15 protein-coding genes are annotated in these 20,606 nt (G+C 46.7%); 13 read left to right on the forward strand and 2 right to left on the reverse strand.

Translation table 11 applies throughout. The features are described 5' to 3' along the window. Positions 1-9 precede the first annotated feature (9 nt). Genes nirB through H1230_RS10275 form a run of 3 tightly spaced genes read left to right on the forward strand, consistent with a single transcriptional unit; the run spans position 10 to position 3,626 of the window. On the forward strand, positions 10-2,436 hold the full coding sequence (gene nirB, locus H1230_RS10265) for a nitrite reductase large subunit NirB (protein WP_239715376.1): 2,427 nt from the start codon (positions 10-12) through the stop codon (positions 2,434-2,436). A gap of 30 nt (positions 2,437-2,466) precedes the next feature. After that, entirely contained in the window at positions 2,467-2,787 is a 321-nt protein-coding gene (locus H1230_RS10270; RefSeq protein WP_239715377.1) for a nitrite reductase (NAD(P)H) small subunit, read from the forward strand. A gap of 47 nt (positions 2,788-2,834) precedes the next feature. Continuing rightward, positions 2,835-3,626, forward strand: a complete 792-nt coding sequence (locus H1230_RS10275) for a formate/nitrite transporter family protein (RefSeq protein ID WP_239715378.1) — start codon at positions 2,835-2,837, stop codon at positions 3,624-3,626. A gap of 65 nt (positions 3,627-3,691) precedes the next feature. Here the strand turns inward: H1230_RS10275 and H1230_RS10280 are convergent, their stop codons facing one another. Further along, positions 3,692-4,771, reverse strand: a complete 1,080-nt coding sequence (locus H1230_RS10280) for an NADH:flavin oxidoreductase (protein WP_239715379.1) — start codon at positions 4,769-4,771, stop codon at positions 3,692-3,694. Positions 4,772-4,948: 177 nt separating this feature from the next. Here H1230_RS10280 and H1230_RS10285 point away from each other — a divergent pair, with 177 nt between their 5' ends. Continuing rightward, positions 4,949-5,545 carry a TetR/AcrR family transcriptional regulator gene (locus H1230_RS10285; protein ID WP_239715380.1) on the forward strand — a complete coding sequence of 199 codons (597 nt, stop codon included), beginning with the start codon at positions 4,949-4,951 and terminating at the stop codon, positions 5,543-5,545. A gap of 156 nt (positions 5,546-5,701) precedes the next feature. Here H1230_RS10285 and H1230_RS10290 read toward each other — a convergent pair whose 3' ends face one another. Further along, positions 5,702-6,421: a Crp/Fnr family transcriptional regulator gene (locus tag H1230_RS10290; protein WP_154118612.1), complete on the reverse strand. Its 720-nt coding sequence runs from the start codon at positions 6,419-6,421 to the stop codon at positions 5,702-5,704. A 444-nt stretch (positions 6,422-6,865) separates the two neighbouring features. On the opposite strand from H1230_RS10290, the gene H1230_RS10295 reads away from it, so the two are divergent. The 9 genes from H1230_RS10295 to H1230_RS10335 all read left to right on the forward strand — a co-directional run bounded on the left by H1230_RS10295 (position 6,866) and on the right by H1230_RS10335 (position 20,278). Beyond that, positions 6,866-9,172, forward strand: a complete 2,307-nt coding sequence (locus tag H1230_RS10295; RefSeq protein ID WP_239715381.1) for a glycoside hydrolase family 65 protein — start codon at positions 6,866-6,868, stop codon at positions 9,170-9,172. Continuing rightward, positions 9,169-11,460 carry a glycosyl hydrolase family 65 domain-containing protein gene (locus tag H1230_RS10300; RefSeq protein ID WP_239715382.1) on the forward strand — a complete coding sequence of 764 codons (2,292 nt, stop codon included), beginning with the start codon at positions 9,169-9,171 and terminating at the stop codon, positions 11,458-11,460. The genes H1230_RS10295 and H1230_RS10300 overlap by 4 nt, the downstream gene beginning before the upstream one ends. Positions 11,461-11,715: 255 nt before the next feature. Further along, positions 11,716-12,366 (forward strand): beta-phosphoglucomutase, encoded by a 651-nt coding sequence (gene pgmB, locus H1230_RS10305; protein ID WP_239715383.1) that lies wholly within the window; start codon positions 11,716-11,718, stop codon positions 12,364-12,366. A gap of 63 nt (positions 12,367-12,429) precedes the next feature. Further along, positions 12,430-13,227 (forward strand): alpha/beta hydrolase, encoded by a 798-nt coding sequence (locus H1230_RS10310; protein WP_239717247.1) that lies wholly within the window; start codon positions 12,430-12,432, stop codon positions 13,225-13,227. 395 nt (positions 13,228-13,622) lie between these two features. Continuing rightward, on the forward strand, positions 13,623-15,416 hold the full coding sequence (locus H1230_RS10315; protein ID WP_239715384.1) for a cache domain-containing sensor histidine kinase: 1,794 nt from the start codon (positions 13,623-13,625) through the stop codon (positions 15,414-15,416). A gap of 15 nt (positions 15,417-15,431) precedes the next feature. After that, complete coding sequence (locus H1230_RS10320) at positions 15,432-16,760, forward strand: response regulator transcription factor (protein ID WP_239715385.1); 1,329 nt, start codon at positions 15,432-15,434, stop codon at positions 16,758-16,760. 118 nt (positions 16,761-16,878) lie between these two features. Further along, complete coding sequence (locus H1230_RS10325) at positions 16,879-17,802, forward strand: carbohydrate ABC transporter permease (protein ID WP_239715386.1); 924 nt, start codon at positions 16,879-16,881, stop codon at positions 17,800-17,802. A gap of 1 nt (position 17,803) precedes the next feature. Next, entirely contained in the window at positions 17,804-18,676 is an 873-nt protein-coding gene (locus H1230_RS10330) for a carbohydrate ABC transporter permease (RefSeq protein ID WP_239715387.1), read from the forward strand. A 132-nt stretch (positions 18,677-18,808) separates the two neighbouring features. Beyond that, positions 18,809-20,278 carry an ABC transporter substrate-binding protein gene (locus H1230_RS10335; protein WP_239715388.1) on the forward strand — a complete coding sequence of 490 codons (1,470 nt, stop codon included), beginning with the start codon at positions 18,809-18,811 and terminating at the stop codon, positions 20,276-20,278. Positions 20,279-20,606 lie beyond the last annotated feature (328 nt).

Consider the following 20,606-nt stretch of genomic DNA (forward strand, 5'->3'; position numbering starts at 1 on the left):
ACAAGAGCCATGACAGCAAACAGAGAAAAGCTAGTATTGGTCGGCAACGGTATGGCAGGCGTAGGTACAATCGAGCAGATACTGAAGCTTGGTGGTATTTATGATATTACCATCTTCGGCAGTGAGTCACACCCCAACTACAATCGGATTATGTTGTCCTATGTTCTTGAAGGCAGCAAAACAGTGGAAGATATTATACTTAACGACTTAAACTGGTACAAAGACAATAACATTACATTGCACACGGGAACCACAGTCACCAGAATTGACGAAGCCTCCCATCAAATATTCACTGATAACGGAATGGCAGTTCCATACGATAAAGTAATTATTGCGACAGGGTCGAATTCGTTCATACTGCCAGTTCCAGGCAGTGATAAAGACGGCGTGGTTGGTTTCCGTGATATCGCGGATTGTGAAACGATGCTGGCAGCGGCCAAACAATATAGCAAGGCGGCTGTTATTGGCGGTGGACTACTCGGTTTGGAAGCGGCCAAAGGGCTGGTTAACCTCGGGATGGACGTTACGGTTGTGCATCTGATGGAGGACCTGATGGAGCGCCAGCTAGATCGCAATGCATCCTCCATGCTGCAAGCTGAACTTACACGTCAAGGTGTGAAATTCGCGATGGGCAAACAAACGGTCGAATTGACTGGCGAACAACGGGTTAGCGGCCTGCGTTTCAGTGATGATACAGAGCTTGCTGCAGACTTTGTTGTTATGGCTGTTGGAATTAAACCGAATGTAGCGCTCGCTAAAGATAGTGGAATTACAGTAAATCGCGGGATTGTGGTTAATGATTATCTGCAAACTTCAATGGAGAATGTATATTCTGTCGGTGAGTGTACCGAGCATCGCGGGTTGTGTTATGGCCTGGTCGCCCCACTATTCGAGCAGGGGATGATATTGGCTAAACATCTGTGTGGGGTCGAAACTAATCCCTATGAAGGTTCCGTTGTATCTACAAAACTTAAAATATCCGGTGTAGATGTCTTTTCTGCTGGTGAATTTATAGATTCTCCTGAACATACGGTGATCTCAGCCAAGGATGATTGGAAGAGAACCTACAAGAAGATTTTGCTCAAAAATAATATTATTGTTGGCGCGGTCCTGTTCGGCGATGTAACCGAATCAGCCAACCTCCAGAAGCTAGTCAAGCAAGGTACAGAAATGACTGACGCGATTTATGCCGAGGTTATGGGCACGGGCTGCTGTGGTGACGGTGGCGCCAAGAAGAGCATGTCCATTGAAGCTATGGCGGATGAAGAAATTGTCTGCGGCTGCAATGGCGTAACCAAAAAAGCGATAGTAGATGCAGTTACCGAGAATGGCTTCACTACCGTTGATGAGATCAAAGCGTGTACGGGTGCTACCCGTTCTTGCGGTGGCTGTAAACCGGTAGTAGAACAAATTCTGCAATTCGTGCTGGGGGACAGCTTTCAGCAAGGTGCGAAGCAAGGGATATGCAGCTGTACTACGCTTAGTCGTGACGAGATCGTTGCTGAGATTACGACCAAAGGCCTGAGAACAACTAAAGAGGTCATGAACGTACTGGACTGGAAACAGGCAGAAGGCTGCTCCAAATGTCGCCCGGCAGTTAATTATTATCTGGGTATGATTTATCCCGATACGCATGAGGATGAGAAGGAATCACGTTTTGTGAACGAACGGATGGGCGCCAATATTCAGAAGGATGGTACCTTCACGGTCGTTCCGCGGATGTATGGTGGGGTTACTACACCAGAAGATCTGATGAAAATTGCCGAAGTATCCTTGAAGTATGATGTGAAGGTTGTAAAGGTAACTGGAGGCCAGCGTCTGGATCTGATCGGGGTGAAAAAAGAGGATGTGCCGAAGGTCTGGGAAGAGCTGGATATGCCTTCGGGTTATGCTTACGCCAAATCTCTGCGTACCGTCAAGACTTGTGTAGGCTCGCAGTTCTGTCGCTTTGGTACACAGGATTCGATGGGTATGGGCGCGCTAATAGAGCGTAAATACGAACGTCTTGATTTTCCAGCTAAATTCAAAATTGCAGTCAATGGCTGCCCGCGCAACTGTGCAGAATCCTGTACGAAGGATATCGGCATCGTCGGCAATGACGGCGGCTGGGAAATATTTATCGGTGGGAATGGCGGTATCAAGCCCCGTATTGCTGACGCTTTCTGCAAGGTGAAGACGGATGAAGAGTTGCTAGAAGTATGCTCAGCAGTGATGCAATATTATCGTGAAACCGGCAACTACCTGGAAAGAACCTCGGAGTGGGTAGAGCGTATGGGACTGGAAACGATTCAAACAGCCATTATGGACAATGAGCTGAACCGTAAAGAGCTGGCTGCACGGATAGACTTTGCCTTGGCTCAGGTTACAGATCCTTGGAAGAAAATGCTGGAAGATGATAGTACGCGTACGGCACTTTTTGAGAAGACAACGGTTTAACAAAAGAGCTATAGAAGCGGAGGAACAACGATGGAATTGACCAAACAAGAGGTAATTGTAGGAGTAGTAGCGGATTTTCTACCTAGAATCGGCCGTGTAGTTGTCGCAGGCAATGTGGAGTTAGCTATATTCCGGGCCTCAGACGAAACCATTTATGCGCTGGAGAATCGAAGTCCTCATCCAAAAGGTGGACCCCTCGCAGAAGGAATCGTATCCGGCTACTATCTGTATGATCCATTATATGATTGGAAAATCGATCTTCGCACTGGTGAGGTACAAGCTCCAGATCAGGGTCAGGCCGTAACTTATCCGGTCACCCTTGTAGGAGAAACCGTTAAGGTCAGCTTATAGAAGCTGAGAATTGCCAGCTTAAATAGAAAATGGTGGGGTGGAGTGGGATGTTTACGCAAAATGTGGAGAATATCGTAGAAGTAGCGGTGGGTAAAAGGGATAAAATGAACGAAAGCTTGCCTAAGTACTTTCTGGCAGCACTATTAGCGGGGGCTTATGTAGGCATCGGTATTATTCTTATCTTTTCATTGGGAGCGCCGCTAGCGGCTATCAAATCACCTTTTCAACCGCTTGTTATGGGCGCGTCCTTTGGGATTGCACTGACACTTGTTGTCTTTGCTGGCTCGGAGCTGTTTACTGGCAATAATATGTACTTTACCGCGAGTACTCTTGCTGGCAGAACCAGTGTCTGGGATACCGTGAAAAATTGGGTTATCGTCTTCCTAGGCAACGTTGCCGGTGCTGTGATTCTGGCTCTACTGATTCAAGGTACTGGGCTGTTCAAGGCCATCCCCCCTGAGCATCTGATCTTTACCGCTGCGGCCAAAAAAATGAGTTTACCCTTCTCGGAATTGTTCTTCCGCGGGATCCTCTGTAACTGGCTGGTCTGTCTAGCCTTATGGATGTCCTCCCGTGCCAAGAGTGAAACGGCCAAGCTTGTTCTGATCTGGTGGTGTCTGTTCGCTTTTATCGCCAGTGGATATGAACATAGTGTAGCCAACATGACCCTGCTGAGCGTAGCCCTGCTGCTTCCAAACCACCCCGATACCATTACGTTTGCAGGTTGGATGCACAATATGATCCCGGTTACCTTGGGCAACATCATAGGTGGCGGTGTTTTTGTCGGCATGGCATACTGGTTAATCTCTCCCGTACGTGGGATTCGCCAGAACCGCTAAATAGCATTAATTTAAAAAGGCTGTACCCAGATCTAATAGATCACGGGTGCAGCCTTTTTTTGAGATTAGAACAGAGTGCTAATGGCTTCAGGTGTAAAAGCATGAAGTTCATGAAGTCGGCCTTCACGTATTTTGGTAGCCCATGCAGGATCGCCAAGCAGTGCTCGGGCAACGGCTACCAGATCAAATTCATGGTTGTCCAGCCGCTCCAGAAGATCATTCATATCACTATCCATACCTACAGCGCCCACAGTAATCGTTGTTTTCCCACTAAGCTTCTTCACCCAACCGGCAAAGCTAAGCTTGGAACCTTCAAATTCGGACTCCCCGAAGTGGCGTGTCGAGCAATGAAATATGTCCACACCTGCTGTTACCAACACACTCAAGAATTGCTCCAGTTGTTCCGGCGTATCGACCAGCTTCGCAGTATAATCATTCATCTTCCATTGGGACAGTCGCATCGCAATAGGGTATTCAGGACCTACAGCAGCACGGACAGCCTGAACAATTTGGGCGGCGAACTGCATACGGTTTATCATGTCACCGCCATAGCGATCACTCCGCTCATTTGTTTTCTCCCAGAAGAATTGATCAATCAGAAAACCGTGAGCACCGTGAAGTTCAACACCATCAAAGCCTATTGACTTTGCATTTGCTGCTGCATCAGCAAATGCTTGTATAACGCTGGCGATTTCTTCTTCTGTCATCGGTGCAGTCACTTTGTTTCCTTCCAGGTCCAGCCCCGAGGGTCCAATCGACAGAGCCTCCGGATTAGGCTGGGCTCCCAGAGGACGAACCATGCCCATATGCAGAATTTGCGGGAAAATCTTGCCACCAGCTTCATGAACTTGTCGGACCACTTCAGCCCAACCGTTTAAAGCCGCTTCGCCATACATATTAGGCAACCTCGGCTCACTCGTTGCAGCCGGATGCTCAATCATTGCACCTTCCGTAATAATAAGACCGACACCATTCTCCGCACGACGACGATAATAAGCCGCAACATCCACTCCCGGCACACCCTCTGGGGAAAAGGCACGGGCCATTGGCGACATGACTATACGAGTAGGAAGGATTAAATTATGAATCGTAAAGGGTTGAAACAATGCTTCCGTGGAATGAATTTTCTGCTGTTGGTTACTCATGCATAACGCCTCCTATAGGTTCATTTATTGTGTTCAAGCGGGGTATGAGTGCAATCTTAGCAATCTTCTATTTAACCTTCAACCAACAATCTACTCTTATTGTTGCTTATGCGAAAGGAGCGTGAAATTGTTGGATGTTACGTTTATAATAGATTTACCGAAAGGAGTGTTTTGAGGATGCCTGTTATACTTTCACCGAACCCAAACGATCCACGCGTCATTCGAACGCGTCAATTAATTATGGATGCATTCGCAGAGCTATTACATACCATGGACTTCAACACGATGACGATCAGCGATATTACTAGAAAAGCAACCATTAATCGGGCTACGTTCTATGCCCATTTTGCAGATAAATACGCACTGCTTGAAGCCCTTTTGGCAGCTGCGTTTCTGGAGTATTTTCTCAAAAGAATTGATGCTGAGGCACGCTTGACGGAGGAGACCATTCAGCAACTCATTTTTTCATTGTGTGATTATCATGAATCAAGCAATAGCTGCGTCAAAAAATATGATTCAGTGTCACTGATCATTGAAGAAAATATTAAGAAACGATTAGAGAAATTCATACTTCAACTAATAACTAAAGTCACTGACACAACGGATGAAAAAACATTGGAAACAACTGCAACCATGTTAGGCTGGTCAATCTATGGCGTAACCTATCGCTGGAATCTGGAGGGGAGAAAGGAAGCTCCGTCTGCCTTAGCCCAGAGAATCGTACCATTAATAGTTAATGGGGTTGCTTTATTAAATGCCTCAGGCACTAAATAACTTAGCAGTGAATGGAGAGGTAGCCACGTCTGGCATCTGCGGTAGACAAAAAAAATACGCCCGAATTTAGGCGCATTTGACCACTCTATTTTATTTTGCTGAATATTGGGCCATATATGTTTCAATGAGGTGAATAGAGGGTACTGTATTATGAAATTAAATGCGGCAAATTTCGTTCGGACACAATTCGCAGTGGCAAATATCTTGAAGCATGCCTAAGTCCTTGATCACAATCATGCCATTCTCGTACTCTACAGCGTCCTTCTTACGCAGATCGCTTAGCATCCGGTTGACACTTTCACGGGTTGCACCGATCATATTGGACAGGTCTGTATGCGTGATTTTTTTGTTGATCAGAATGTTCTCGCCGCTTCTCTCACCATAGGTGTTGCCCAGACGAATCAGCGTAGAGCAGAGAGCGCCCGGTTTGCCGTACATCATCAAATCACGGAATTTCGTCTGCGTGAGACGGTGGTGAATACCCATCCATTTCATAAAGTCGATGGCAAAATCGCAATGCTGGCAGATGAGAATCTCCAGATCCTTCTGCTCAATAACGCCAACTTCACTTTCTTCAATGACCTCAGCTGTGAAGCTGTGCTTTGTGCTGAAGAACGGGTCAGCTTGGCCCACCATGTCGCCGGCCTGATACATATAAAGAATCAATTCCTTGCCTTCGTCTGTTGATTTGGTTAACTTCACACGTCCACGTTTGATATAAAACAATTTATCCGAGTAGTCGCCTTCCCAGAACAGGTGTGATCCTTCAGGGATCATGCGCTCTTTCATTGTGACTAGAAGTCTGTTAAAATTTTGTTCGGAGAAACAGTTTGTATTCCCGCGGGCTTCGATAACATTATAATGTTCTTTTATCATAATCGACATCCCCTTTATTCCCTCAGTTTTTCAGTAAATTTTAAATTAATTATACCTTGAAATTCCTCTTTATGGTTAAGAAATTTCACGGAAAAGTGTCGAATTTTTTACATTGTGATTAATTTCACTTCAAAGGTGTGAGATTTAATATGCTTTTCCTCTAAAATAGCGTGAAATAGAGTAATTTTCAGTTATTTAAGCATTCGTAATCCATTATGAACAAATAATGGATTGCGAATGCTTTTTTGTATAACCAGACAGAAATGAAGGTAATTTTCGTGAACTGCCGAAATTTCCAACTCCGTATAAATACACACAACTCCATTACAGCCGGACATTGGCGACCCTAGGCCAGAGGGATATCCTAGAGATTGAGCGTTTAATCGTTTCCTGCTGCAACTGGGAAATGGGCAGGGCAAACTCAGGCGAAGGAGAAATCATAATATGGCTAAGGTAGCGGACAAATATTTAAAGGTCGATCCATGGGCAATCATTGAAGAGGGCTTTGATCCAGAGCGGAATCGGACCTCTGAATCCATTTTTTCATTAGGAAATGAGTACATGGGTGTGCGAGGATATGCTGAAGAAGGCTACAGTGGAGATTCCTTGCTGGGTAGCTATTTCAATGGATTAAATGAACAACTTGAGATTGGCAATCATTATAAAGGCATTATTCGCTCCCTGCGCTATATGGTAAATGCAGTCGATTGGCTCTACACCCGCATTACTGTGGATGGAGAACAGCTTGATCTGGCGAAGTGCAGGATATCAGACTATTCCCGCAGATTGGATTTTCGCAGTGGAACCTATCGGCGCGAGTTCGTATGGCATCTGGAGAATGGTAAGAACCTGAAAGTTATCTTCACGCGCCTGGTCAGCATGACCCTCTCCCACTTGGGACTGCAGCAGGTGGCCTTTCAGCCCCTTAATTTCTCGGGAAGTGTAGAGGTATGTACCGGACTTGATTTTGGCATCATTCATGAGGAACGCGGCGAGAATATGTGGAACAGCCTCCGCAGCGCTGAGGAAGGAGCAATAACTGCCATTATGGCCAGTACGGTTCATACCGGCAATAAGCTGTATTCCGGCTTTGCACTGCAATCCCCGCAGTCGCTCCAGACTACCCGCATTGAGCGGGATAAATTTATCGGGCAGAGCTTCAGCTTAAAGCTGTCGCAGGCAGAGACAACCTATTATACGAAGTTTGTGGTCAACTGTGCTGACAGCGATTCTACCCGGACTGCTGATGAGTTGTGGAATGAAGGAATGGGACTTGCTGCAGCTGCTGGTCAGTTGGACGAGACTGCGCTGCTTGCAGAACAGGCCGCCTACTGGAGCGGAATCTGGGAGACAAGCGATATCAACATAGAGGGAGATCCCGAGAACCAGCAGGGTATTCGTTTTTGCATCTTCCAGCTTTATCAGACCTATCACGGTGATCATCCAGGCTTCAATATTGGGGCCAAAGGGTTGACGGGTGAAGCCTATCGTGGCCTGGCATTCTGGGATACGGAATCCTATTGTCTTCCCTTCTATATGTTTAACAATCCCAAGGCAGCGCGCAGCCTGCTGGAATTTAGATATAAGACACTAGCTGAAGCTATAGAGCGTGCCAAAGATGTAGATTGTGAAGGAGCCTGTTATCCGATCGCTACTATTGATGGAACGGAAAGCTGTGATCTGTGGCAGCATTCCAATCTACAGTTGCATGTCGGCACAGCGATTTCCTACGGAATTTGGCATTATGTCAAAAATACCGGTGATCAAGCCTTCCTGCACAGCAAAGGTGCAGAAATGTTGATCCAGATCAGCCGTTTCTATGCCACCCGTGGACAATGGGGACAGCGGAGCGGGGAGTACGGTTATTTTGGCGTAATGGGTCCTGACGAGTTCCAACTGATGGTTAATAACAACTGTTATATCAATCTGATGGCCCAAAAATCATTTGAATACACGCTGGATACCCTCCGGGTGATGAAAGAGCAAGCTCCGGCTGAATATGCCGAGGTTGTTGCCCGAACAACATTGCGTGAAGAAGAACTAGGGGATTGGAGTTCCAAAGCGTTGCATATGCGGATTCCGCTTGACGAGATCAGCGGTGTGTACGAGGAGCATGATGGATTTTTTGATATGCCACATCTTGATATTCATTCTATTCCCGTGACCGACTTTCCACTCTACTCGAACTGGTCTTACGATCGCCTGTATCGTTATGACATGATTAAACAGCCGGATGTGCTGATGTTTATGTTCTTATACAGTGGGCAATTCTCCAAGGAAGCCAAAATTGCCAATTATGAATATTACGAGCCAAGATGCATTCATGAGTCATCCCTTTCGCCGTCCATTCACTCTATTCTCGCCAGCGAAATTGGCAAGCATGAGGAGGCATACAATTTCTTCGAGTTCGCAACACGTCTTGATCTGGATAACTATAACCGCAATACCCGCGAGGGTCTGCATACTACTTCCATTGCGGCAGCCTGGATGAATATAGTGTACGGCTTTGGAGGGATGCGCTCGGACGGAGAACGGTTATCCTTCCAGCCCACGTTGCCGGAGCGGTGGAGCTCTTACAGCTTTCAGGTAATGTACGAAGATGTTTTGCTCCGTATTGTTGTTGATCAAACGACAGTGAAGCTTAGTGCAATTAGTGGTGGGAGTGCCGAAGTAATTGTCTATGGGCAGCAGATTAAGGTGGATGCCTCCGGTACGGCGCTTCCGCTGGGCGAAGGGATGTTGGCAGGTTGAACTGGATCGTTAAAGAGCAGCATTTTGACAAGAATCTGGTGACGACTAACGGGAACAAATATATGATCGGCAATGGCTACCTGGGATATCGCGGTACGCTGGAGGAGTTTAGCAAGGAACAGCTTGTTGCGGTTACACTGGCCGGTCTGTATGACAAGGCTGGCGACAAGTGGCGTGAGCCTGTGAATGGCCCAAATGGTCTGTATACTTCAATAGCCTGTGACGGTGAGGCTCTTACAGTGCTGAACTCTAAAGTGGAGAGCCATGTACAGGAGCTTGATATCCGCAGCGCGGTCCACTTCCGGGAGACCGTGTACAACTTGCCTGAAGGGGGGACATTGACCTTTAGCGCAGAGCGTTTTGCAAGTCTGGCTCATCAACATCTGCTGGTAAGCATGCTGAATATTCACAGTACGCGTGACTGCCGGATTGTTATCGAGACGGGGATAGACGGCAAGGTATGGGATATTAATGGGCCTCATCTCTATGAGCTGCAGGAGCAGTTGGAGAATGATGTACTGATTACATCTGCAATGACAGGAGAATTGAAAATCCCGGTCGTTGTGGCCGAACAAACAGTGTTCAGCTTTGGAGAGCAGCAAATCGACGAAGGTAAAGCTTTACGGCGAATTTCTGTTGATGTCCGGGCAGGAGAGACCTATGAGTGGTTTAAGTATGTCGCGGTATATACAGGCCTGGATGAGCTAACTGCCGGAGGGACCCCGCTTGAGGCGGCGGTGCATGACGTCCACACCGCTCATGAGCAGGGCTATGCAGTGCTGTTGAATATTCATCGTCAGCTGTGGGAGGACAGATGGTCCCACAGTGATGTGATTATCGAAGGCGATGAAGAAGCACAGTTTGCTCTAAGATACAGTATTTATCAGCTGCTGATTATTGCCCCGACCGAATCGGAGAAGGTGTCAATCCCAGCCCGGGGATTATCGGGTCAAGTGTATAAAGGCGCAGTGTTCTGGGATACTGAAATGTTCATGCTGCCTTTTTTCCTGCATAGTGATCCGGGTATTGCTCGTAATCTGATGATGTACCGTATTCATACGCTGGACGGGGCGCGGCGCAAAGCGGTGGAATATGGTTTCCTGGGTGCTTTTTATGCCTGGGAAAGCCAGGACACAGGAGATGATGCCTGTACCTTATTTAATGTGAATGATGTGTTCACCGGCCGGCCAATGCGCACCTTTTTTCGTGATAAGCAAGTTCATATTAGTGCAGATGTTGTGCATGGGATTTGGCAATATGTACAATTTACCGGGGATGATACGCTGTTGATTGATGGAGGGGCCGAGGTTGTCTGGGAATGCGCTCGTTTCTTCTATTCTTATGCCTATTACAATTCGGTAAAAGAGCGCTACGAAATTCTAGATGTCACCGGTCCGGATGAATATCATGAGCGCGTGAACAATAATGCTTTTACCAATGCCTTAGTCAAGGAGACACTAGAAATTGCGCTGCGGATTGCAGAGCTGTTGAAAGAGAACTATCCGGAAGCCTACCGGGGTTTATCTGCACAGTTCAGTGCTGGACCCTATCTGGCAGAATTCGAAGCCATGCTGGACAGCTTTTATGTTCAGCAACCTGATCCTGCAAGTCTCATCATTGAACAATTCGACCGTTATCACAAGCTGGAGGAGGTAACACTGGCTGAGCTGAAATCGCGAGTGATTAACAAGCATGAGTATTGGGGCGGCGGCAACGGGCTGGCAACCACAACCACGATTCTGAAGCAGGCGGATGTTGTCTTGATGCTCAACCTGTTTAAGCATTCCTTCACTAAAGCTGTGAAAAAAGCGAACTGGGAATTCTACGAACCACGTACGGAGCATGGGTCCAGCCTCAGTCCGTGCATCTATGCGCTGGTCGCTGCTGATATCGGTTCTCCCGATTGGGGCTATCCTTATTTTATGCGGACTGCAACCGTTGATTTGACCGGAGAGTCGAAGCAATATGTAGGTGACCTCTATATTGGCGGAACCCATCCTGCCGCGAACGGTGGTGCCTGGATGGCTGCGGTACTAGGCTTCGCGGGACTTTATTTTGACGGTGAGATCGTCCATATCAATCCTTCATTGCCCAAACCATGGCAATCTGTGGAACTGCCAGTTGTTCTGCGGGGCGGAAGCTTCAGGCTGCATATCAGCCGCGATGAAGTAACGGTATCAGCCTCCGCCAGCAACCGCGAAGAATTAGCCTTCGCAATACAAGGTGGGCAGCACGAGCCCTGCTACCCAGGTGCGCAGCTGCGGCTTCGTTTGGAAGCGGCTATATAAGATGAACTAAACAACAAAAGAAAAAGGCAGAAGTAACGGAGGGGAATTTTGGAACTGTAGGAGCGATAGCGACCGCCCACAAGCTTTCCGTAGGAAAGCTCGCATCGTAAGCATAAGCAGTCTCCGGATTTCATCCGCAAACAGCGGCCGGAAGTCCAAACATTCACCGCAGTTATGATTAAAGCCGGTTTAGGGGAATCTTAGGTTCAACTTACTATTGCGCTGAATATATAAACAGAGAGGAAACGTGAGTCCATGCTGCAAACTATGAAAGGCGCCATTTTTGATCTTGACGGTGTCATCGTGGATACTGCCAAATATCATTATCTTGCTTGGGCGAAGCTTGCGGATGAGCTTGGCTTTGCGTTTACAGAAGAGCATAATGAACGACTCAAGGGCGTGAGCCGGATGCGCTCACTGGATATTTTATTGGAAGTGGGTGGCCAGAATTTTTCAGATGAGGATAAGCTCACTATGGCGGACAAGAAAAATAAACTATACGTAGAGTATATCTCCACACTGAATGAATCAGAGCTGCTGCCCGGTGTAAAGGAATATTTAATAGAACTTAGAGCTCACGGTGTGGGTATTGCGCTCGGTTCAGCCAGCAAGAATGCTGTATTCATCCTGGATAAGCTGAACATCGCAGAGCTGTTCGATGTGATAGTCGATGGCAATAAGGTGACACGCGCGAAGCCGGACCCAGAAGTATTTCTCATTGCTTGCACAGAGCTTGGTCTACAACCTGTAGACTGCGTTGTGTTCGAGGACGCCGAAGCGGGAGTGCAAGCGGCTATAGCAGCCGGAATGCAGGTAGTTGGAATTGGCAGGCCGGAAATTCTAAAGGATGCTGATCTTGTTGTTGCAGGATTGCATGTGCTGGAGGGTCTTGATAGACTGAAATAACCGGAGGAATATTTTCCAGCGGATTAATTTATCTATTATAGAAGGAAAGCATGAGGGATGATGATGGAAACGACATTATTATGGCCGGAGGGTGCTCCAGGAGCAACGGGCACTAGTACCGAGGATAGTCCGGCAATTACTTCTTATTTAGTAGAAGGAGAAGGCAATGCTGCAATCGTGATCTGTCCAGGTGGCGGGTACGGTATGCGGGCGGATCATGAAGGAGGGCCAATTGCGGAGTGGCTGAACAGTCTGGGGATATCGGCATTTGTACTGCGTTACCGGGTGGCACCCTACCAATATCCAAGAGCTCTCCAAGACGCACAAAGAGCGATTCGAACCGTTCGTCTGCATGCAGAAGATTACGGGATTGATCCAGCAAGAGTAGGAATTCTTGGTTTCTCGGCGGGAGGACATTTGGCTTCTAACGCGGGTGTACTGTTCGATAAGGGGGATGTGGAGGCAGTCGAACCTGTGGAACAACTTTCCAGCCGCCCGGACCTACTGATCCTGTGCTATCCGGTCATCTCGTTGGATGATCCGTATGTGCATCAAGGGTCAAAAGAAAACCTGCTTGGTGTCCACCCAGATAAGGATTTGGTGACAAAATTGAGCAGCGAGCTTCAAGTCAGCGCAGAAACTCCGCCGACCTTCCTCTGGCATACCTCGGATGACGAGGCAGTGCCAGTCGAGAATAGTTTACTCTTCGCCGCTGCGCTCCGGCGTCATGAAATCCCATTCGACCTTCACGTCTATGCGCATGGCATACACGGACTGGGCATGGCCGATGAAGAACCCCATACCAAAGGCTGGACGGATGCTTGCGCGTCGTGGCTCCGCTTGAACGGCTACACTAAATAAGAACTGTAGATTTCTTTAAAAGGACTGGAGACGCTCTTTATTGGCGCTCCAGTCCTTTCTTTGTTTGCAGTTTTTTAGTGAGGGCAGAAAGTCATGGAGAGGAAATTTGGAACTGGAGGAGCGGTAGCGTCCGCCTGAAAGCTTTCCGTAGGAAAGCTCGCATCGAAAGCATAGGCTGTCTCCGGATTTTATCCGCTAAGAGCGGTTAAATCAGAAAAATCTGGAGACTACAGCGGCCGGAAGTCCAAAGTTTTCTTGTAATGACACTTTGATGACCTCACTAACTTACCTGCCCACAAACAAAACTGCATACAAATAACCATAATAAACTTTAAAATAAACATATGTAAGCGGTTATCATTTTGATATATTATTGAAGCCGGAGGTGTATACAGATGTGGTCTGGGCTAATTAAACCAATTGTAAAGCTGAATGTTAAGCAGCAGTTGATCCTGCTGTTTCTAATTATGATCTCCCCTATTCTGATCCTGAACAGCTACGGTAATATGAAGGCAGAGCAGATTCTTAAGCGCCATGTCACGAATGCTTATGTGGAGCTGAACAAACAGAATTTCACTATTATCAGCAGGGATATCGATACGGTTAACAAAATCACCACCACCGTAATCCAGAATCCCTTAATTCAGCAGATCAATATGACTGGCAACGATCCGATATTGGAGCGGGTGATGCGATATGAAACGATCGAGAAGCTGCTGGCCAGCTATTCGCAGGGAGCCGAACGGGGAGACGGAATTTATTATTCCCTCTATGTCTATGATCCGGATGATTATTATTTTTTCGCTCCCAACTTTCCACAGGTTAAGAAGGCAGGCGTTTATTTTTTCTCCAAAGGTGAGCAACCGTACTGGTTTGAAGAGGCCGTACAGCAGAAGGGCCATGGGTATCTGATGTTCGCGGAGAAACTGAGTCCGCAGGCGGAGAATCTGAAGACGCTGACGTACGTAAGAGCGGTCAATAATATCTATAAGGGAGCAAAGACGATCGGCGTGCTCGTGGTTACCAAGATGGAATCCAAAATTGGTGCCTCACTTCAATCCATCTCATTGCCTGAGGGAGAAATTTACTTAACGGACCTGAATAATCGCGTGCTCGCCTCCACTACCAATGATACAGGTGAAGTTATTACGCTGCCGGATAGTGCCGAAGCAGGAGATCCGGAAGGAACCGTCGATGTGATCACTTCTGATTTTATTTATGTTGTCAATAATAACCATACGCTGGGGCAGAAGCTAGTCTATAAAATCCCCGTAAAAGCACTTTTACAGCAGCAAAACGAAATGAAACGGGTCATTCAATACATAACTGTCGCGTATGCTTTATTCGGGCTTATTATTATTACCTATTTCTGGCGTTCACTAATGACGCCGCTGCAGAAGCTGGCCTTCTTCGTGCGCAAGTATGAACCAGGCAACCGGGTGCCGGAGACGCCACGAAGAGGCAGCAATGATGAGGTCAGTGTGCTGATCGCCTCCACCTATGATATGGCCCGTCGGCTCAACGGGTTGATCATGTATAAGTACCAAATGGAGATCAAGCAGAAGGAGTCGCAGTTGCAGCTGCTTTATCAGCAGATTAACCCGCATTTACTCTATAACACCCTGGAAAGCATCTATTGGAAAAGCTCGCTGGAAGGCAATGTCGAATCCGCTGAGATGATCAAGGAGCTATCGAAGCTGATGAAGATCAGCTTAAGCCGGGGCAGAGAGCTCATCACGCTGGAAGAAGAGCTGGAGCATGCAACGGCCTACATCAAGCTGCAGCAGCATCGTTATGATTATGTGTTTGACGTGGTCTGGAAGATTCATCCGGATGCGAAGAGCTACCTCATTCCCAAAATCACCCTGCAACCCTTAATTGAAAATGCGATTATACACGGTGTCAAAAACATGGGTGAGGATGGAGAAATCATCATCAGTGCTTCAGTTGAGGAGGAGAATATCCGCATTACAATTGAAGACAACGGCTACAAAACCGTTGATTATATGGCTATTGAAGCTGTTCTGAACGATGAGAGTCCTAATCCCGCTAGCGGCTATGGTATTCGTAATATTAATCAGCGGATTCATTTGCATTTCGGACCGGATTACGGAATTGACTATGCTCAGCGTAAGGAAGGCGGAACCCTTGTAACCGTTAAACTTCCGAAATCGGAGAATCAAGAGTGAAAAGGAGATTAGCCTATGTTTAATATTCTGGTTGTGGATGATGAACCGTTGATTTGTAAAGGACTCAGCAGCCTATTAGCTTCTTCTGGGCTGGATATCGAGCATATTTATACTGCGCACAGTGGCTTTGAGGCCTTGGACTGTATTCGGATGGAGGAGATCGACCTGCTCGTCACCGATATACAGATGGGTACGATGAGTGGCATTGAGCTAATGCAGCATGCCAAGCTGGCTAAACCATGGGTTCAGACTATCGTTATCTCGGCGCATGAGACCTTTCAATACGCACAAATGGCTGTAAGGCTCGGGGCCAAAGATTATCTAATCAAGCCACTGAATAGTGAGCAATTTCTGGATTCGGTACGCAATGTGCTGCTTAAGATGAACAGACCAACACCAGAACTCGAAACCTTCATGGCCGGGATTGGCGAGAACTTTCGCCTGGAGGAGCCACTTCCGGAGTATAGCGAGCTATTGAACTTACTGCTTGTCAATCCTGATTCCGTGCTTGCTAATGAAGCTAATCGGGCCAAATTGGATGACCTGAACTTGCAGGGGCCATTTTTCTCAGTGATCAAGATTAAGGCTCCACTCCTAAGCGATCTTCAGGACAAAAAATATAATGCTCAAGATCAACTTTTAATGCGTTATGCCACCTTGAACATTGCCAAGGAACTGCTGGATCAGGAATGGAACTCCATCGCCTTTTATTCTCCAGAGGAAGAAATTACGGTTATTATTCAGTGGGATGAGAAGAGCTATGAAGAATCGTCGTCCGGTCAACTCAACAGGCTTGACGTGCTGGGCCGCAGTCTGCATTTTAATATTCACAAATATTTACATCTGCACGCAGTGATCGGAATCAGTCAGATCCTCAAGGGTTTGTCCTTCATGGATGTGCTGAACCGTCAGGCTTCCAAAGCCATTCTCTGGAACAAAGAGCATAATGATCATTATGTGTTCTACTATGGAGATTTCAACTGGAATAACTATACGGCTGATCCGTCGGTAGAGGAACTGCATACACGGAGTAATCTGATCGTGGAGAAAGCCCAGGAATACATTGATGAGAACTATGCCCAAAAAGGCTTGACCATTCATGAGGTCGCCAAGAAGAATCACGTCAGCCCCAATTACTTAAGTTATTTGTTCAAGAAGAATACAGGCTTTAACCTGTGGGAATATGTGATCAAGCTGCGGATGGAAGAAAGCCGTGAGCTGATTCTCAATACGGATTTACGGCGGTATGAAATAGCAGAGCGGGTAGGCTATGAATCACCGGAGCATTTCAGCAAAATTTTCAAAAAATACTACGGAATCAGTCCGAGCGAATTGAAGAAGTAAGAACAGTCACGATTGCGGTAGATATAGACATGTTCAGCACCTCTCTCTTTTCCTACAATTTAAGGTAGGAGTCATTATGTGAATAATGGCCTAAAGAACAGAGGAATGAGGGAGCCTGATGAACCAAACCGTAAGTATAAGCGAGAACCTGCCGGTGAAGCAGGAGAGTAAGCCGTACAAACAAAATCGTTGGAAAAAGAACTTCTGGGGATATTTGTTTCTCCTGCCCGCGATTGCTATCTTTATTATGTTTATGTGGGTTCCTATATTTAAAGGCTTATTGTATAGCTTCTATAATGTAGACTTTGTAAAAGGCAACAGCTTTGTCGGTTTGGATAATTACAGCAGAGCGCTTAGTGATCCCGACGTGTTGACGGCGGTCAAGAACACCCTGTATTACATGGTGTTAGGTCTCGCTATCGGCTTCTGGGTCCCCATTGCCTTTGCCATCGCGATTTCAGAGCTGCGGAAATTCGGGGGATTTGTACGGGTCGCGGCCTATCTGCCGTTCGTTGTTCCTGGTGTGGTACTGTATGGACTTTGGAGATGGCTGTATGATCCGGTGGGACCGATCAATGCCTTAATTGGTTCGCTCGGTTTGGACCAAGTTGCCTTTCTGACCGACAGTAGGTGGTCGATGGTGTCCCTTGTTTTTATGGAGACCTGGCAGCAATTCGGTTCAGGGATGCTGATCTATCTGGCCGCTGTGCTCAGTATTCCACGTGATTGGTATGAAGCGGCTGAAATCGATGGCGCTGGCGTTTGGGCTCGTATCCGTCATATCACGCTGCCTTCACTACGAAATCTCATTATTCTAATGTTGATATTGCAGATTATTGCGACTTCACAAGGTTATCAGTCACAGTTAGCTTTGCTGGATGGTGGGCCGAACAATACGACGCTGACCTATGCGCTGCTGATTGTGAAGTACGCTTTTACAAGGCTGGATTATGGAACAGCTACTGCGCTTGGCATGCTGATGTTCATTGTCCTTGGTGGTTTGGGCATCTTACAGTTCAAGCTTAACAAGGAGGACAATTAAGATGAAGAACACGGAAAGAGGCATACTTTCGCAGCATGATCTCAAAAAAACGAGCAACAAAGTAATTTACGGAATAATGGTTCTAGTTCTCCTTATTATGGTCTTTACCATGCTGTATCCGATACTCATGACGATGTTCAACGGCTTGAAGTCGAATCAGGAGGTCAACTCGTTTCCACCTCATTTTTTCCCGCAGGAATGGCATTTCAGCAATCTCAAGGATGCCATGAATTATATAGATCTGCCGATGTTCCTCAGGAACACGATTTATATTTTCCTCGGAAATATGGTTGTGACACTGGTGGTGCTGGGCATGGCTTCGTTTAGTATATCCCGGATGAATGTGCCCTACAAAAAAGCATTCTATTTCTTCTTCCTCATGACCTTATTTATTCCGGCGACCAGCTATATGATTCCGAACTTTGTGAATTTGAAGGAGCTTGGTCTGCTGAATCAGTATGCCGCCTTCTGGCTGCCTGCCGGAGCGAACACCTTTTATTTTCTGCTGCTGAAGAACTTTTTTGATGGACTTCATCCGGAAATCTTTGAAGCAGCACGCATCGACGGTGCCTCAGAGCCTAGAAGCTTTTTCTCCATTGCTGTGCCGTTGTCCATTCCAATCTTTGCAACACTGGCGATCTTTATCTTCTCTACGGCGTGGAATGACTGGTTCTGGCCATCTCTGGTCATGCATAGTGAGGATAAATATACGCTGGCGACAGCGATCTATAAATACGTCATTAATGTAAAAGCACTTAATACCAACATCAAATTTGCTATTCTGTTTATTGTTACCCTGCCGCCGATCATCGTCTTCCTGATCTTCCAAAGATTTATTATGCGTGGAGTCGCTTTATCGGCAGTAAAAGGCTGAGCATAGGATGACAGATTTAGAGGTGGATCGTAAACCTGCACATGAAAGGAATATAAATGCACCTCGTTTGTAAGCGATTTCTCTTTTATGATGAAGTTGTAAGATAATAATGAATTGAAAAGGGGAGTTTCAATGCGTAAATTTTCCAGCGTGTTAGCATGCCTCCTTGTGACCGGCACATTGTTGTCCGCCTGCGGCGGTAACAATAATAACAACGGTAACGCACAGGGAAACAAGGAAGGGGAAGCATCTCCGGCAGTAACCAATGCCGCAACTGATAACGCCAGCAGCGCAACCGAAGCGCCAGCGGATGATATCACCCAGAGAAAAGTAACCATTAAGATTCACTATCCTACGCCTGACCTGACAGAGATAAGAGCACAGGAAGATGACAAGATCAAGCGTTTCCAAGCAGAATATCCAAATGTAGAGATCGTTAAAGATGACTGGCAGTACAATGTAAGTGAAATCGGAGTTAAGATGGCGGCTAATGAAGCACCAACTTTCTTTAATACCTACGCTACTGAAGCTAAATTCCTGGTGGAAAAAGGCTGGGTTGCTGACATCACTGATCTGTGGAATAAATACGAATTCAAAGATCAAATTAATCCGGTGCTGCAGAATCAATTCATTATTGATGGCAAAGTATTCGGGGTCACGCAAAAGGGTTATGTTACAACTACGATGATTAATAAGAAAATGCTCGACGACAAAGGTGTTGCGGTTCCGCCTATGGATTGGACCTGGGACGATATGCTGAATACTGCCAAAGGTGTAGCTGATACCAAAAAAGGCATCTCCGGTATCGCACCCATGGGTAAAGGCAACGAAGCAGGTTGGAACTGGACCAACTTCCTGTTTGAAGCAGGCGGCGATATCCAAAAGATTGATGGTGGCAAGGTTGTCGCAACCTTCAATTCTGATGCAGGCATCAAAGCACTGGATTTCTACAAAAAGCTGAGATGGGAAGCCAATGCGATTCCTCAGGACTGGGCACTGGGCTGGGGTGATGCTGTAGGCGCATTCCAACAAGGACGTACGGCTATGGTTATGGCTGGCTCCGACGGTGTAATTGAGCAAGCCTTGAATCAAGGTGGAATGAAGCCTGAGGATGTGCTTACGTACCCAATGCCAGCTGCTGAAAAAGGCGGCAAGCATACCGGTGTACTCGGCGGCGATTATCTCGTCATCAATCCTAATGCCACAAAAGATGAGCAAGAAATGGCTTTCCGCTATATTACCTTCGATTATTTCTCTGACAAAGGCTTAGAAGCACTCGATGCTGTGTTACAACAACGGACAACAGACGGTAAATATTTCATTCCACCGCTTCTGGATTACTATTCCGCAGATTCCGATTTCGGCAAGAAAACAAAAGCTGTCTACGATAAGTATACCAATGTCTACCAATATAGCCCTGACATCATGGCTCTGTTGGACGGCAAACCGGAAGCGCAATACAATACGCAAGATTACTATGCAACAATGTCTAACGTTATTCAGGAGCTGTTCTCCAAAAAAGGCACAGATTCCAAAGCTCAGCTGGATGCTGCAGCCAAAACCGTACAAACGAAATTTTTTGATACTATTAAAGTGGAGTAGTCGTCGAACAGATCTTATAGCTGGATTGAACTAAAATGAGCATGCCAAAAGCCGGCCCTTTGGAGGGCCGGCTTTTGGCATGCTTGCTGAAGGATGGAAAGCATCTTACACTCCGGAAATGCCGCTTACATACGAGTGATACTGAACGGCCTTAGGCATTAAATGCCTAAGGGTGACTTTTGTTCAATGGTTATACTAATAATTGAGCGGGCAAAGTATCTAGATGGTACACTATTAACCTAGGAGGAGCTTGAAGGATGACTGGAAGCAGGTAATATGGCAACCTTATTGCATTCAAAAAGAACAAAGCAAAATCCAGGTGACGCAA

It is taken from the genome of Paenibacillus sp. 19GGS1-52, from assembly GCF_022369515.1.
Lineage (GTDB): Bacteria > Bacillota > Bacilli > Paenibacillales > Paenibacillaceae > Paenibacillus_AQ.

Coding starts and splice junctions, on each gene's coding strand:
- pgmB (WP_239715383.1), top strand. CDS start 11,716: ATGCTGCAAACTATGAAAGGCGCCATTTTTGATCTTGACGGTGTCATC.
- nirB (WP_239715376.1), top strand. CDS start 10: ATGACAGCAAACAGAGAAAAGCTAGTATTGGTCGGCAACGGTATGGCA.
- H1230_RS10320 (WP_239715385.1), top strand. CDS start 15,432: ATGTTTAATATTCTGGTTGTGGATGATGAACCGTTGATTTGTAAAGGA.
- H1230_RS10310 (WP_239717247.1), top strand. CDS start 12,430: ATGGAAACGACATTATTATGGCCGGAGGGTGCTCCAGGAGCAACGGGC.
- H1230_RS10335 (WP_239715388.1), top strand. CDS start 18,809: ATGCGTAAATTTTCCAGCGTGTTAGCATGCCTCCTTGTGACCGGCACA.
- H1230_RS10270 (WP_239715377.1), top strand. CDS start 2,467: ATGGAATTGACCAAACAAGAGGTAATTGTAGGAGTAGTAGCGGATTTT.
- H1230_RS10325 (WP_239715386.1), top strand. CDS start 16,879: ATGAACCAAACCGTAAGTATAAGCGAGAACCTGCCGGTGAAGCAGGAG.
- H1230_RS10285 (WP_239715380.1), top strand. CDS start 4,949: ATGCCTGTTATACTTTCACCGAACCCAAACGATCCACGCGTCATTCGA.
- H1230_RS10315 (WP_239715384.1), top strand. CDS start 13,623: ATGTGGTCTGGGCTAATTAAACCAATTGTAAAGCTGAATGTTAAGCAG.
- H1230_RS10290 (WP_154118612.1), bottom strand. CDS start 6,421: ATGATAAAAGAACATTATAATGTTATCGAAGCCCGCGGGAATACAAAC.
- H1230_RS10295 (WP_239715381.1), top strand. CDS start 6,866: ATGGCTAAGGTAGCGGACAAATATTTAAAGGTCGATCCATGGGCAATC.
- H1230_RS10280 (WP_239715379.1), bottom strand. CDS start 4,771: ATGAGTAACCAACAGCAGAAAATTCATTCCACGGAAGCATTGTTTCAA.
- H1230_RS10330 (WP_239715387.1), top strand. CDS start 17,804: ATGAAGAACACGGAAAGAGGCATACTTTCGCAGCATGATCTCAAAAAA.
- H1230_RS10275 (WP_239715378.1), top strand. CDS start 2,835: ATGTTTACGCAAAATGTGGAGAATATCGTAGAAGTAGCGGTGGGTAAA.